Here is a 15,090-nt window from a genome sequence, read left to right on the forward strand (position 1 = left end):
TTATTATATTATATACGTCCCATGTATTACTTAGCCTACTTCTATTATAGAATATTTCACTTCATAATATATCTATTTTTTAGAATTTTCTTAAATATCTGTCTAACTCCCACTGGGAAACATATTTTGAATATTCATTCCACTCATATAATGCGGCATTAACAAACTTTTTAGATACATGGCCTCCAAGTGCTTCCTTAACAACTTCATCCTTAGAAAGCTCCTGTACAGCCTCATATAGGTTTGCTGGAAGGCTTTCAATACCTTTTTCCTTCATCTCCAGTGCATCCATATGATAAACATTGCTAATAACTGGCTTGGGTGCTTCAATTTTATTTTTAATGCCATCTAACCCTGACTTTAGTATAGCTGCCAATGCCAGATATGGATTAGCCGATGGGTCTGGGTTTCTGAGTTCTATTCTAGTTGAGTTTCCTCTCTTAGCAGGTACCCTGATTAATGGGCTTCTGTTACTTGCTGACCAAGCAATAAGTACAGGTGCTTCATATCCTGGAACAAGTCTCTTATATGAGTTTACCGTTGGGTTTGTTACTGCGGCAAATCCCTTTGCATGCTTTATTACTCCTCCTAAGAAGTTATATGCTGTCTCAGATAGCTTGAGATTATTATTTTCATCATAGAAAGCATTCTTTCCATCTAATGTTGCAAGTGACATATTTATATGCATTCCGGAACCATTTATTCCAAATTTGGGTTTTGGCATGAAGGTAGCATGAAGTCCATGTCTTTGAGCAATAATTCTTACAACCATTTTAAATGTCATAACATTATCTGCTGTAGCTAGTGCATCTGCATATTTGAAGTCAATTTCATGTTGCCCTGGTGCTACTTCATGATGGGATGCTTCTATCTCATATCCCATTTGTTTTAGAACTATGGTCATATCCTTTCTGGCATTTCCCCCTAAATCTACAGGTGCTAAATCAAAATATCCAGCATTGTCATGGGTTTCAAGGGATGGTTCACCCTTCTCGTCGGTATGGAATAGGAAAAACTCACATTCCGGACCAACATTAAGAATATACCCAAGATCAGCTGCCTCCTTTAATACTTTTTTCAATACGTTTCTTGGGCAACCATCAAATGGTGTACCGTCAGACTTATATACATCACATATTAATCTAGCTTCTTTGGGATGACTAGCCCATGGTAATACTACAAAGGTTGATAAATCAGGTCTTAGATACATATCGGATTCTTCTATTCTTACAAAACCATCGATTGAAGACCCATCAAACATTATTTCATTATCTAATGCTTTTTCCAATTGCTCAATGGTTATTGACACATTCTTCATTACTCCCATGATGTCAGTAAACTGCAAATGAATAAACTCCACTTCCAATTCCTTAGCTTTTTTTAAAATTTCTCCTTTATTGCTCATAATAAAGTCCTCCTTATATTATTCATTTTTAATTTTCTCAAATAAAAAAACGACCACAAACAAGGGGTATATAACCCTTAGCTGTGGACGCCATTGCCCAATATTTTTTATTAAATTATTGTATATATTATATAGCATTTTATGGAAATTTTCAATAGTTTTTTAGTATTTTCTATAATTCTTTTATCCAAATTTGAAAATCTGCATCCGATGGCATACGCCAATCCCCTCTTGGAGATAGACTTACAGACCCAACCTTAGGTCCATCGGGAATACAGGATCTCTTAAACTGTTGGGTAAAAAATCTTTTGTAAAATATTTTAAGATACTTCTTTATTTGCTCCTTGGAATAATCTCCTCCAAATGCTTTTTGGGATATAAACAACATCTTTTTTGGCTTTATGCCATATCTGATCATATAATATAGGAAAAAATCATGTAATTCATAGGGCCCAATAATATCTTCAGTTTTTTGAACTATTTCACCATTTTTATCGGGTGGAAGTAATTCAGGACTAATGGGGGTACAAATAATGTTATAAAGTATATTCTTTGCTTCATGGGATACTTTATTGTCTGCAACCCACTCTACCAAGAATTTAACAAGGGTTTTAGGTACACTACAATTAACTGCATACATGGACATGTGATCACCATTATATGTAGACCATCCCAATGCCAATTCCGATAAATCTCCTGTACCTATAACGAGTCCATTGATTTTATTAGCCAAATCCATCAAGATTTGTGTGCGTTCCCTTGCTTGCACATTTTCATATATAACATCATGGTTTTCTATGCTATGTCCTATATCTTTAAAATGATGAATACAAGCATCCTTAATATCGATTTCTTTAATATCTATATTCATAGTTTTCATTAAATCCACAGCACTATTATAGGTGTGATTTGTTGTGCCAAAACCAGGCATTGTCACTCCTAAAATATTTTTTGAGGGTATTCCCAACAGCTTAAAGGTCTGAACCGTAACCAATAATGCCAATGTAGAGTCAAGTCCACCTGAAACTCCTATAACCGCATGTTCAATTCCTGTATGTTCTAACCTTTTAGCAAGCCCTGCAACCTGTATATTAAAGATTTCCTCACATCTTTCATTTACTAATACTGAATTGATTGGAACAAATGGCCTCGGCAAAATATCTCTATCTAAATCCCTTATGTCATATCCATAGCTTTGACTATCTATTTTTATGAATTTATAATTTTGGTGGTTTTCATAATCCATCTGATCAAAGAAGGTTCTATTTACCCTTCTTTCATGGGTAATCCTATCCACATCTATATCTGCATAAATAATTTGATTTTCTCTTTTAAAACGATGGGATTTATTTAAAAAATTGCCATTTTCACATATTATACAATCTCCGCCGAACACAACATCTGTGGTCGACTCATATACCCCCGCTGAGCTATATACATATCCACATATAGTGGCCGCACTGTGATGATTAACTAGCCCATTTCTATAGTCTGACTTTGCCACTAATTCATTACTAGCTGATAAATTAACTATAATATTTGCACTATTCAATGCAAGGTATGCACTTTGAGGTATAGGCGACCATAAATCCTCACATATCTCAACACCTATCCTATAATTCAATATATTATTCTCGAAAATTAAATTGCCAAAGGGATATTTTTTGCTCAACAGTTCTATTTCCTCTACTTTTCCCATAATATGTTTTCCCGATGAAAACCATCTTTTTTCATAGAATTCATTATAATTAGCTAAACATACCTTAGGTACAATCCCCTTTATATCTCCATATTGTAATGCAACGGCACAATTATATAAATTTCCATCAATAAGAATTGGCATACCTATAAAAACTAAAGTATCGATTTCTTTAGTTTGTTCCATCAGTTTTCCCAATTCCTCTAGGGCTTTATCTATCAGTAGTTTTTGATTAAATAGATCACCACAGGTATATGCTGTTAAACTCAACTCTGGAAATACAAGAACTTGAGTTTTTTTATTTTTAGCTTCTAAAATTAGCTTCAACATTTCCTTTGCGTTATACTCTGGATTGGCAATTTTCAGTTTTGGAGAAGCAGCAGCACATTTTACGAAACCATAATTATTCACTTATAATCTCTCCTTAGGCTTTTAACTTACATATAATAATCTCCTTTGCCAAGCTAGGATTAGCTTTTCCCTTAGTAGCCTTCATTATTTGTCCCATTAAAAATCCTACAGCCTTTGTCTTACCATTTTTAAAGTCATCTACGGCCTGAGGATTCTTAGAAATAGTGTCTATGATTATTTTTTCAAGTTCATTGTTTCCACTGATCTGACTTAATCCCTTTTCTTCAACAATTTCATCGGGATCTTTATCTGTAATAACTAATTCCTTAAAAACCTCCTTACCAGCGGTACGACTAATCTTGCCTTTATCAATTATTTCTATCAGCCGTGCAAGGTATTGACTTCTTATGGGAATTTCTTCCTTTTCCCTTTCCTTCAAAACCCTCAAAAGCTCTACAACAATCCAGTTTGAGACCTCCTTTGGACTTGCCCCTAGGGAAACAACCTCTTCAAAATAATTGGCCAGCTCTTTTTTTCCAATAAGTATATTTATTTCCTTAGTCCCAAGTTTATATTCCTTTGAAAATCTTTCCCTCTTTTGTGCAGGAAGCTCTGGAAGTCCGCTTTTTATTTTCTCGATTACTACATCCTCAATAATCACAGGAGCTAAATCCGGTTCAGGAAAGTATCTATAATCATGGGAATCCTCCTTAGATCTCATGGTAACTGTCCTTCCCTTAGCACTGTCCCATTTTCTAGTCTCTTGTTTTATCTTATGTCCTTCTCCATAAGTATATAGTTCTATTTGCCTCTTTTGCTCCTTTTGAAGGGCCCTTAGAATTTCTTTGAAGGAGTTCATATTTTTAATTTCAACCTTTGTATTGAGGGCTTCTTGACCTACCTCTCTCAGTGATATATTTGCATCACATCTTAATGAGCCTTGCTCCATTTTACAATCAGAAACCTCGGCATACTCTAATATGGACTTTAAGGATTTTAAAAATGCTATTGCTTCCTCTGGGGATCTTAAATCCGGCTCTGTGACTATTTCAATTAATGGCACTCCTGTTCTGTTATAATCTATCAAAGTAACAGGTTCATCTTCAAGATGGACAAGCTTTCCTGCATCCTCTTCCAAATGTATTCTCGTAAGCTTTATTCTTTTTCTATTCCCATCTACGGAGATATCTATAAATCCATTTTCGCAGATGGGTAAATCAAATTGTGAAATCTGATAGGCCTTAGGAAGGTCAGGATAGAAATAATTCTTCCTATCAAATTTGTTGATCATATTAATATCGCAATTCAATGCATTCCCAGCTCCTATGGCAAGGTTCACCACTTCTTCATTTAAAACAGGCAGTGTCCCTGGAAGCCCTATACATATGGGACAAGTATTCTCATTGGGCTTTGCTCCAAATTCAGTAGAACAAGAACAGAATATTTTTGACTTTGTAGCTAATTCAACATGTATTTCAAGTCCTATGATCGTTTCAAACGCCATCATTTAACCTCCTTTAGTTCTGGAATATTATTATGGATTCCAAGGGCTTGTTCTAAACTATATGCGGTCTGTAATAATTTCTTTTCCGTATAATGATCTCCAATGAGTTGTAGCCCTATGGGTAACTTATCTTTACTAAATCCACATGGTATTGAAATGGCTGGCAGCCCTGCAATATTTATATTTACTGTGTATATATCTGCTAAATACATCTCTAAGGGCTGCTGTGTCCTTTCTCCAATATTGAATGGTAAAACGGGAGATGTAGGGCTCAATATAATATCATAGTTCTTAAAGGTTTCCTTAAATTTATTTCTTATTTTTTTTCTGAATTTCATGGCCTTTTTATAATAAGCGTCATAATATCCTGAAGAAAGTACATAGGTACCTAACATAATTCTTCTTTTAACCTCTTCCCCAAAGGCTTCTGTCCTTGAATTTACAATGAGTTCCTCTAATCCTTCAAATTTCTCTGCCCTATATCCATATCTAATACCGTCATATCTTGCAAGATTAGAACTTGCCTCGGCAGAGGATATGATGTAATAGGCTGAAAGTCCTGACTCAGCAATTGGTAGGGAAATTTCTTCAACAATAGCTCCCATTCCCTCTAATACCTTAATAGATCCTCTTATGGCTCCATAGATTTCCGTATCCAATCCTTTTTGAAAAAATTCCTTTGGTACACCTACTTTTAACCCTTCTACGCCCCTATCTAAATCTGCTAAATAGTCCTTTACTGGCTCACTTTGAATACTAGTTCCATCCAAGGGATCATTTCCTTGTATCACCCCAAGACTTAAAGCACAGTCCTTTACGGTTTTTGTGAATGTTCCAATTTGATCTAGGGAGGATGCAAAGGCAATAAGTCCATACCTTGAGATCAATCCATAGGTAGGTTTCAAACCAACAGCCGAACAAAATGCAGCTGGCTGCCTTATGGAACCGCCAGTATCGGAACCAAGTGTAAGTGGAGCAAAGCCCGATGCCAATGCAGCAGCCGATCCACCCGATGATCCTCCAGGAACTTTGCTTAAATCCCAAGGATTTTTAGTAACTTTAAATGCGGAGTTTTCTGTGGAAGAGCCCATTGCAAATTCGTCCATATTTGTTTTTCCAATGATAATAGCTCCATCATCCTTTAATCTTTTAACCACGGTGGCATCATATGGAGGTATAAAATCCTCCAAGATTTTTGAAGCACAGGTGGTTTTTATTCCCCTAGTACACATATTATCCTTTATTGCTACTGGTATACCTCCAAGCAAGCCAATATTTTCACCCTTATTAAGCTTTTCATCGATTATTTCTGCTTCCCTTAAAGCCTCTTCTTCACAAAGGGTTATAAATGAATTGATATTTTTATCTAGCCTTTTTATTCTATCCATATAGGCCCTTATAATTTCCCTTGCTGTAAACTTTTTTTCTATATAGCCCCTCTGGATTTCGTCTATTGTCATCTTCTTTATTTCCATCAAATCCCTCCTATTCTATGACCTTTGAAATCGGAATATAGTTTTCCCTCAATTGCTTTGCATTTTGGAATAGTTCACTTTTATTATCAAAGTTTTTCATTTCATCTTTTCTAAGAACTGATTTAGCTTCCTCAAACACATCTAGATCCATATCTGATAAATCCTCACTATCAATGTTCTGAAAATGAGTTAAAATCTCCTCAAACTCATTTGCAAATTTTTCTGCTTCCTTTTCTGTAAATTTTAGCTTTGCAAGTTTTGCTATATGATCTATTATCTCAATATTGATTTTCATACTTTCCCTCCTAAGGCATTATTCTATTCATATCTCTCGGCAATAATGTAGCTTCCCTTATATTTTCTAGATCAAGAATCTTCATGGTCAATCTCTCAAGGCCTATTGCAAATCCCCCATGGGGTGGCATTCCGTATTTAAAGCTTTCTATATAAAATCCAAAATCATCGGGATTGACACCAAACTTAGTCATATTTTCCCTTAGCATACCATAATCATGTATTCTTTGTCCCCCAGTGGTTATTTCCAACCCTTTATAAATCAAATCAAAGCTTTTTGTCATTCCCTCATTTTCATCATCAGGCATTGTATACATTGGTCGTTTTGAAGCTGGATATTTCGTCAAAAATACAAAATCACTATCATATTTCTCCTTAATATACTTAGAAAATAAAGCTTCTCCTTCAGCATCTATATTACCTATTGGCGATTTCTTCCCATATTGCTCCAGTAATATTTTTTGTACCTCGGACAAGGGTATTCTAGGTATTGCTTTTATCTCACACAGCTGTACTCCTAACATTTGTAGATGCCCTTGGCAAGTTCTATTTAGGTGTTCAAATAGAAATTTCATAAAATCCTCTTCTAAGTTCATTAAATCATTTTCATCCTCTATAAATCCCATTTCTACATCCAAGCTCACATATTCATTTAAATGCCTCCATGTGTTATGAAGCTCCGCTCTATATGCATGGCCTATTTCAAATACAGCTTCAAATCCTGCTCCTACCATCATCTGTTTGTAAAATTGAGGACTTTGTGCTAAAAAAGCTCTTCTGTCAAAATAATTTACAGTAAATACTTCCGATCCCCCTTCAGTGCCAGAAGCAATAATCTTAGGTGTATGAATCTCAGAAAAACCACGACTTCTTAGATAACTTCTAAAGGCTTCCCCAATTTCCTCCTGTATCTTAAATACAGCCCTTTTATGGGGTATTCTAAGACTTATATATCTATGATCAAGTTGTGTTTCTAAGGAAGCATTTATATTCCTTTGATTTATACTAAAGGGTAATAAATCATAATATGTTTTACCAATTATTTCAATTCTTTTTACCTGTAGTTCTATTCCTCCTGGAGCCTTTTCATTTATTGAAATAGTTCCTTCCACTTCTACGGCTATCTCGAGTTTAACACGATTGATCATCTCTTCATCATCTAAAACCAATTGTATTATACCGGTTTTATCCCTTAATAGAACAAATGCAATTTTACCAAAGCTTTTTATTTTATATACCCAACCCTTTATTAAAACATCCTTTTCTCCTACTTCCTTAATTTCCGATACAAATACTCTCTTCATTCATATTACTCCTTTCCATATCAATTTTTAATAGAATTTTCAACCCTTTGAATCCCTATACAATAAAAAAACCTTTCGTCTCTATATCTAAAATATAGGGACGAAAGGTTAACTTCCGCGGTACCACCCTTGTTAGCTAAATGGCTCACTTTAGCAGTACAGAATAAAATCTCGGCTTTACTCGATACTGTCCAATGGATAACGGTTTGGCTCCGTCCAAGCCTACTCTCAAATTTGATTTCGGTTAGAAACTCAGAGATGTTCTTCAATACAAACTTTGTACTGGTCTCTCACCGTCACCAGCTCGCTCTAGGGATATTTCCTAAATATACCTAACTCCATCTTGTATTTACTCTTCTCGTCATAGTTTTTAAAATATTAATTTATTGTAACATATTATATTTTATTTTACATTTTATGTCAAGGCTATTTTTTATTTTTTATATAATGAGCAAATTGCATATATGAAAATCTAGTTCATTTTACCTTTCATTATCCAGTGCAATTTTCCCCTCATCCCCATTTCTAATTCTTATGACATTTGATACATCATATATAAATATTTTTCCATCTCCAATTTCTCCAGTATGGCAAGCCTCTTTAGCAGCTTGAACTACGCTTTCAACCGGAACCTCACATACAACTGTTTCTATTTTTATCTTAGGTAATAATTCGGGAGTATAAGGAACACCTCTGTATTTCTTTGTGGCTCCTTTTTGAACTCCACATCCCGAAACTTGAGTTACCGTCATACCCTGTACCCCGATATCATTTAAAGCTTGTTTTAATTCACTAAATTTATTGGATCTTGTTATGATCTCAATTTTTGTGATCTTAGGATTCACCCATTTCTCCCTCCTTAGCATTTACATATCTGTACTGTTTGGTTTTGTAATTTATACTTCAAAAACAGCTTTTTTATGCATTTTGATTAGTGGTGATAAATATGGATCTAGGTTCAAAATCTGCATAGCTTTCAGTTCCATGCTCTTCTTTATCTAATCCAATTTCTTCCTCTTCCTTAGTCACTCTTAATCCGATGGTTATACTTATGGTCTTGAATAATACAAAGGATGTGCCTATGGTCCACAGTGCTACAGCTCCAACTCCCAGAAGCTGAACTCCTAATAACTGTAAACCTCCACCATAAAAAAGCCCTCCATCCACAGCAAATATACCTACAAGTATTGTTCCAACTGCACCACAAATACCGTGGACACCTACAGCTCCAACGGGATCATCTATTTTTAAAATCTTATCAATAAATTCCACGCTGAATATAATGACTACGCCGGCTATTATACCAATAATACCTGCACCTAATGGAGAAACCATATCACATCCGGCTGTAATAGCTACCAAACCTGCTAATGCACCATTTAATGTCATACTTACATCGGGTTTTCCATATCTGATCCATGAGATAATCATGGCCGTAAATGCTGCAACTGCTGCGGATAAATTTGTGGTTACAAATATATGTGCGATACTCGTAAAATCTGTGCCGGATAATGTTGACCCGGGATTAAATCCAAACCAACCAAACCACAATATGAACACCCCTAAAGCCCCAAGTGTAAGACTGTGACCCTTGATCACATTGGGTTTACCTTCCTTCGTATACTTTCCTATTCTTGGTCCAAGTATCCATGCTCCAATAAGGGCTGCCCATCCTCCCAATGAATGTACCACGGTGGAGCCAGCAAAATCGTGGAAGCCCATCTGCGCTAACCAACCACCACCCCATATCCAGTGTCCTACGATAGGATAAATAATTGCACTAATCACAAAGCTATAAACAAGATATGATATAAATTTGGTTCTCTCGGCCATAGCACCGGATACTATGGTTGCTGCCGTAGCACAGAAAACCGTCTGAAAAATTAAAAATGCTTCCTTGGGTATACCTAATTCTAAATGCCCAAAGCTTCCAAGGGATAGTAAATCTAGTTTTCCGATAAAACCTCCTGTATCAACTCCAAACATAATGCTAAATCCTAGAATCCAAAAGATGAAAGACCCTATAGAAAAATCCATTAAATTTTTCATTATAATATTACCGGCGTTTTTTGCCCTTGTAAATCCTGTTTCCACCATAGCAAATCCTGCCTGCATAAAGAATACAAAAGCAGTAGCTATTAAAACCCATATCGTATCGATTGCCATAGAATGATCCATAATAAATCTCCTCCTTATTTTTTATAACTTTTTTTATTTAGAATCATGCCAGCTGTACATAATTTCTATCATAGGGATTTTAGTATAGACTTTAGCTTATATTATGAAAAGTCCATAATTTTGCCTAGCCACAATGTCATAATGCATATATAAAAAAATACAAAAAAAGACATCCACAGATTAAAAGAATTAGTATTCTCTTAATTGCAGACATCTTCGCCTTTTTAAATATTTTTTAATTTTCTTAATATTATCACATATGTTATTTTTTTTCAATACATTTGTTATATTTATCCAAAAAAATTTAAAGTAATAAACTTATTAACTAACTTAAAACCCTATAAACCTGAGCAACTTTTTATCCTTATGTGTTATATTATTGTTATACTGCTTGTACATCTATATGTAAATGTGATATATTTTTAAAAAACATAGGAGGTTTGTTTAAATTGATGCAAGCAACTTTTTCAAAAATAGAAGAAATAGACGAGTTTGTCAATTTCGTATCTAAGCTTAAGGGAAAGGTCTATTTAGAATCAGGAGAAATCAAAGTAAATGCCAAATCTATCATAGGAGCTATGTATATTATTAAAGAGCATCCCGATAATATTGTTGTAGAAGTTGAAGATGAGAAAGAAAAAAAACTCGTTTTAGATTTTCTAATGGAAGGCTGTCATTTGAAAAAATACTAATTTTATTTAACCAAGGGAATTGCATAATTACTTTCTATAAAAACCATCTACTATAGATATTCCAGTTAAACAGTTAATTTATACACATCAAAAATCCCTAGAATCATCGGATATTTTGAGATGTATAAATTAAGTTTAACTTTGGCAAATCTATATATGTGACTAAGAAAATTAATAAAAAGAAAAGAGAATGACTTCAAGAAAATAGTAAGAAAACTATCTGCAAGAACATATAAAAATTCTTAGAGTTATGCAATTTTCTCAACTAAAAAAAGCTGTTCTAGAATAAAGTTTATTATTCTGAGACAGCTTCTTTTTTAGTTGAGAAACGAAAGTAGCCTCTGAGATTTCCTTTTAGCTTCCTTTACGTACATTTTCTGATATTGCCCTTAATCAATTGATTTTTTCCATTTTCTTTTGCATAATACATTGCCATATCCACCGCCTGTATAAGTTCATCTATTTCCATACCCCTATGATATTCCATTAAGCCAAAACTGGATGTTAGCCTAATATCATTTGTGAACTGATGGTATTCAACGATACTTCTTATTTTCTCAATAAAATGACAAGCTTGTTCTGACGAGGTATTAGTAAGTAGGAAGATAAATTCTTCACCACCCCATCTTGCAAAAACATCGGATTTTCTGACATTCTGATTTATGATATCCACAAATTCTATCAGAATCCTATCCCCAATAGAATGTCCATATACATCATTTACCCTTTTAAAATCATCTATATCGCTTATAACTATGGAAAATGAAAGTTCATTTCTATTATAACGATTGATTTCATCATTTAATACTTTAAGAAAATAACGTCTATTATATAAACCGGTCAAGTCATCTTTCATTGCTAATTCAGCTAATTTCATTTCCATTTCTTTATTTTTTGAAATATCAAAAACAATTCCTGAAACAACTAATGGTTCCCCCTCCTCGTTTCTTTTTACCACCTTGCCTCGGTCATAATACCATATATAGCTTCCATCTTTCCTTTGAATGCGGTATTCCACTTCATATGAATCAGTCACTCCAGTAAGATGGTCCATCATATTTTTCATGACATAGTTATAATCTTCAGGATGCAATTTCTCAGTAAAAAATTCATATCCAATATCATCATTGATTTCATCAATAGAATATCCTAATGTTGTTACTTTTTTCTCATTATATAAAACCCTATTACCCTCAACTATCCAATGCCATTGACCTAAATTTCCAATCCAAGGAAATTCAAGAAGCTCTTTACTGTCTTTCTCTTCTTGTAAAAGCTCTATTCTATTTTCTAACATCTTTATTTGATCCAGCAAATCTTCTCTGGATAAATTCTCATATTCCATACGCTCCTCCTTATTTATGGCTTAAAACTCCCCTATTTTTCATCTTTAATATTAATTCTTTAATATAGATATTCCAGTTAAACAATTAATTTATACACATCAAAACTCCCTAGAAGCATAGGATATTTTGAGATGTATAAATTAAGATTTACCCTAAACTCCCTATAAATATGTGTTTTGTAAAATATAAATATATGGTATAAATATAAATGAACACCTATAGAATATGAATTTAAATGAAACTTAAAAAGGAGATCAAAATGGTAATAATAACTTTAATTATTTCAATGGCCGTAACATTATTTTTAGTCAGCAAAAAAGTAAATATAGGTTATTCCCTAATGACAGGAGCAGTAATTCTATCCCTATTAAATGGTAGAAGCTTTGCCTATATTTTAAATGTATTTTTACGCACCTTCTCTGAATCTACAACAATAACCTTGGCTCTTACTATAGCATTAATAACAGTCCTAGGCCATCTTATGGAAAAATATTTAATCTTAGATAGAATGATTACAGCCCTAGAACAAATGCTGAGAAGTGCAAAGGCTACCATACTAATAGCACCCGCAATAATTGGAACCCTTTTGGTAACCGGTGGAGCTTTGATGTCCTGTCCTGTTGTAGATAATCTTGGAAACAAACTAGATATTCCAAATGATAGAAGGGCATCCATTAACCTTATTTTTAGACACGCACTTTACTTCTTTTTTCCCTTATCCCCAACAATCATACTGGCTGCGGAAATAGGGGATTATAATCTTTTAGATTTTATTAAACTACAGTTCCCAATCGCAGTAGCAATGTATATATTTGGGTACATTTTTTATCTTAAAAAATATCCTCATCCAAGGCTTGAAAAAATAGAAGCAAGGCAATATATTATAGCTATTAGCCAGTTTACTTTGTATTCATCGCCCATATTAGTTAGTTTATGTGGTGTTCTATTATTTGATTTACCTTTTTATATATCCCTTGTATTTGGTATTTTATTATCCATAACCATAAACATATATGATAAATCCAAGGACGGAAAATACGATATCAATGAAAATGTATTTAAAACTATATATGAGGGTGTAAAGCCAGCTATGGTAATAGCTATCATAGGAATCATGATTTTCAAAAACGTAGTAAATGATTTTGATGCGCTATTTATTTTCCTTAATAGCCTATTAAATAAAGGCATACCTATTGAGCTATTAATTATAATATCCTGTGCCATAATATCTTTTCCCTTAGCATCTATACAACCAAGTATTGCTATACTTTACCCAATGATTTTACCCCTGGCCCCAAATCCCCATGTAAAGCTTTTATATGCCATGTTTATTTATATAAGCGGATTTATGTTCTACTATATCTCTCCCCTACATATGTGCCAGGTTCTTACATTAGAATACTTTGATGTTAAAATTAAGGATTTATACAGAAATTATGTATATATATTACCATTAACCTATTTAGTAATGTTGGCCATATATATTATGAATATTTTATAGGTTTTACAATCATATTTTTGTAAAAGGGCTTAAAAACAATCCCTTTTATTCAGACCTGGGGTATTTTAGAATGAATGGATTCGTCATTCTAAGACACCCTTCTTTTTTCTATCCACAATACCCGTATCACTTTGTATTTATTTGTCTATCAATCAACTCGATATAACTACTTGTGACAGCATCTATAGAACCTATCCCATGGTACCAGGGCTTCCCTAAAGCAGCTTTTTTAGAAAAATATCTGGATTTTAGAATTAGTTCCGGTCTATATTCAAAGTGAAGAATATCAAAATGTCCCCATTTCCCTCCCCAAATAAAATTATTATTTTCAAATACCCTAACTATTTCCTTTGGATAGGAACGCAGCCTTTTTTCACCAGCTTCCCTAGATGCCCATTTCCAATAGTCTTTTTTATCCCTTTTGAGATCAACAGCTATCCCAAATGAATGGGCACTCAATCTATTTGTACCCGCAATATATCGGTAGTTAAAGGTTCCGCTTGCAGGATATACAAAGGAATAAATTTGTGGTTTATTTTTTGCTAAGCTAGAAATCTCTTTCATAACCATCTTTAAGGAATCCGCAGCTTTATTGTTACTATTAAAAGGATAATTCTTCTGACCAATCCTTACATTATCAAGATTTAATTGAATTTTCTGACTGGAATTTCCATAAACCTCCTTCAGTAAAGGATATACTCTAATACGTCCTGGATCAAAGCTCTCATCCATTAGGTGTGTACTCTGGGTGAGAGGATAAATTTGCTCCATCATATCCTGTATATCTGGATTATTAAGTTTTTCTTTAGTTCCCTTTTTCCTTTTATCATCATAAAGAATTTTCCCCCCAGATTTCATTCCCACATATACATTACCCTCCTTATCCTTTTCTATACCCACAATATACTCTGGATAAGCCATCATCAAACATAAAATATCCCTTTTCATATTTATAACGTAGCTTTTATCATCAACGCTTTTAACAACAATATTTTGTATCCATTCTTTTTCCATACAACCTGTAACCATAAGTAAACATATGCTCATTAAACATATCCCTATCCTCTTCATAAGCTACTATCACCCTTAGTTTAGAATATTTTTTATGTCTATAGTATTTGAAAAAGAATAAAAAAAGAATCATAGAAAGTTTTTCTATGATTCAGATTGTTGACAAAGTCAACAAGATGGCAGGCTGTTGAGAATTTCGAAGTTCGAGGCGTGCTGAAACCGAGAGGCTGCAGCGTATATAGACATACGTAAGGCTTCTTGGTTGAAGCAACAACGAAGAAATTCGGGTTTGTCAACGGCCTGAATCATAGAAAGTTTTTCTATGATTCT

General features: G+C 33.9%; 12 protein-coding genes and 1 other annotated feature. Of the genes, 2 read left to right on the forward strand and 10 right to left on the reverse strand.

The window, feature by feature from the left end; all coding sequences use genetic code 11:
* Positions 1–79 precede the first annotated feature (79 nt).
* The 8 genes from glnA to N4A68_03030 all read right to left on the reverse strand — a co-directional run bounded on the left by glnA (position 80) and on the right by N4A68_03030 (position 10,210).
* A complete protein-coding gene (gene glnA, locus N4A68_02995; GenBank protein MCT4563281.1) occupies positions 80–1,405 on the reverse strand; it encodes a type I glutamate--ammonia ligase in 1,326 nt (441 codons plus the stop codon).
* Between the two features lie 172 nt (positions 1,406–1,577).
* A complete protein-coding gene (locus N4A68_03000) occupies positions 1,578–3,515 on the reverse strand; it encodes an NAD(+) synthase (GenBank protein ID MCT4563282.1) in 1,938 nt (645 codons plus the stop codon).
* Positions 3,516–3,528: 13 nt separating this feature from the next.
* Positions 3,529–4,959, reverse strand: coding sequence for an Asp-tRNA(Asn)/Glu-tRNA(Gln) amidotransferase subunit GatB (gatB, locus tag N4A68_03005; protein MCT4563283.1), 1,431 nt, complete (start codon positions 4,957–4,959; stop codon positions 3,529–3,531).
* Complete coding sequence (gene gatA / locus N4A68_03010) at positions 4,959–6,434, reverse strand: Asp-tRNA(Asn)/Glu-tRNA(Gln) amidotransferase subunit GatA (GenBank protein MCT4563284.1); 1,476 nt, start codon at positions 6,432–6,434, stop codon at positions 4,959–4,961. The genes gatB and gatA overlap by 1 nt, the downstream gene beginning before the upstream one ends.
* Positions 6,435–6,444: 10 nt before the next feature.
* Positions 6,445–6,729, reverse strand: a complete 285-nt coding sequence (gene gatC, locus N4A68_03015; protein MCT4563285.1) for an Asp-tRNA(Asn)/Glu-tRNA(Gln) amidotransferase subunit GatC — start codon at positions 6,727–6,729, stop codon at positions 6,445–6,447.
* Between the two features lie 10 nt (positions 6,730–6,739).
* Positions 6,740–8,032 carry an aspartate--tRNA(Asn) ligase gene (aspS, locus tag N4A68_03020; protein ID MCT4563286.1) on the reverse strand — a complete coding sequence of 431 codons (1,293 nt, stop codon included), beginning with the start codon at positions 8,030–8,032 and terminating at the stop codon, positions 6,740–6,742.
* A 93-nt stretch (positions 8,033–8,125) separates the two neighbouring features.
* Positions 8,126–8,406 (reverse strand) — a binding site (T-box leader).
* A gap of 108 nt (positions 8,407–8,514) precedes the next feature.
* Positions 8,515–8,865: a P-II family nitrogen regulator gene (locus N4A68_03025; protein MCT4563287.1), complete on the reverse strand. Its 351-nt coding sequence runs from the start codon at positions 8,863–8,865 to the stop codon at positions 8,515–8,517.
* A gap of 85 nt (positions 8,866–8,950) precedes the next feature.
* Positions 8,951–10,210: an ammonium transporter gene (locus tag N4A68_03030; GenBank protein MCT4563288.1), complete on the reverse strand. Its 1,260-nt coding sequence runs from the start codon at positions 10,208–10,210 to the stop codon at positions 8,951–8,953.
* Positions 10,211–10,662: 452 nt separating this feature from the next.
* Here N4A68_03030 and N4A68_03035 point away from each other — a divergent pair, with 452 nt between their 5' ends.
* Positions 10,663–10,902 carry an HPr family phosphocarrier protein gene (locus N4A68_03035; protein ID MCT4563289.1) on the forward strand — a complete coding sequence of 80 codons (240 nt, stop codon included), beginning with the start codon at positions 10,663–10,665 and terminating at the stop codon, positions 10,900–10,902.
* Positions 10,903–11,266: 364 nt separating this feature from the next.
* On the opposite strand, the gene N4A68_03040 is transcribed toward N4A68_03035, so the two are convergent.
* Positions 11,267–12,247, reverse strand: coding sequence for a sensor domain-containing diguanylate cyclase (locus N4A68_03040; GenBank protein ID MCT4563290.1), 981 nt, complete (start codon positions 12,245–12,247; stop codon positions 11,267–11,269).
* Between the two features lie 260 nt (positions 12,248–12,507).
* On the opposite strand from N4A68_03040, the gene N4A68_03045 reads away from it, so the two are divergent.
* Positions 12,508–13,749, forward strand: a complete 1,242-nt coding sequence (locus tag N4A68_03045; protein MCT4563291.1) for a DUF401 family protein — start codon at positions 12,508–12,510, stop codon at positions 13,747–13,749.
* Between the two features lie 126 nt (positions 13,750–13,875).
* On the opposite strand, the gene N4A68_03050 is transcribed toward N4A68_03045, so the two are convergent.
* The gene (locus tag N4A68_03050; protein MCT4563292.1) at positions 13,876–14,820 is read right to left on the reverse strand and encodes a M15 family metallopeptidase; all 945 of its coding nucleotides are present in this window, start codon (positions 14,818–14,820) and stop codon (positions 13,876–13,878) included.
* Positions 14,821–15,090 lie beyond the last annotated feature (270 nt).

The organism is Maledivibacter sp., from assembly GCA_025210375.1.
Taxonomy (GTDB): Bacteria; Bacillota; Clostridia; order Peptostreptococcales; family Caminicellaceae; genus JAOASB01.

Coding starts and splice junctions, on each gene's coding strand:
- N4A68_03040 (MCT4563290.1), bottom strand. CDS start 12,247: ATGGAATATGAGAATTTATCCAGAGAAGATTTGCTGGATCAAATAAAG.
- aspS (MCT4563286.1), bottom strand. CDS start 8,032: ATGAAGAGAGTATTTGTATCGGAAATTAAGGAAGTAGGAGAAAAGGAT.
- gatA (MCT4563284.1), bottom strand. CDS start 6,434: ATGGAAATAAAGAAGATGACAATAGACGAAATCCAGAGGGGCTATATA.
- N4A68_03050 (MCT4563292.1), bottom strand. CDS start 14,820: ATGAAGAGGATAGGGATATGTTTAATGAGCATATGTTTACTTATGGTT.
- N4A68_03035 (MCT4563289.1), top strand. CDS start 10,663: ATGCAAGCAACTTTTTCAAAAATAGAAGAAATAGACGAGTTTGTCAAT.
- N4A68_03045 (MCT4563291.1), top strand. CDS start 12,508: ATGGTAATAATAACTTTAATTATTTCAATGGCCGTAACATTATTTTTA.
- gatB (MCT4563283.1), bottom strand. CDS start 4,959: ATGGCGTTTGAAACGATCATAGGACTTGAAATACATGTTGAATTAGCT.
- N4A68_03030 (MCT4563288.1), bottom strand. CDS start 10,210: ATGGATCATTCTATGGCAATCGATACGATATGGGTTTTAATAGCTACT.
- gatC (MCT4563285.1), bottom strand. CDS start 6,729: ATGAAAATCAATATTGAGATAATAGATCATATAGCAAAACTTGCAAAG.
- glnA (MCT4563281.1), bottom strand. CDS start 1,405: ATGAGCAATAAAGGAGAAATTTTAAAAAAAGCTAAGGAATTGGAAGTG.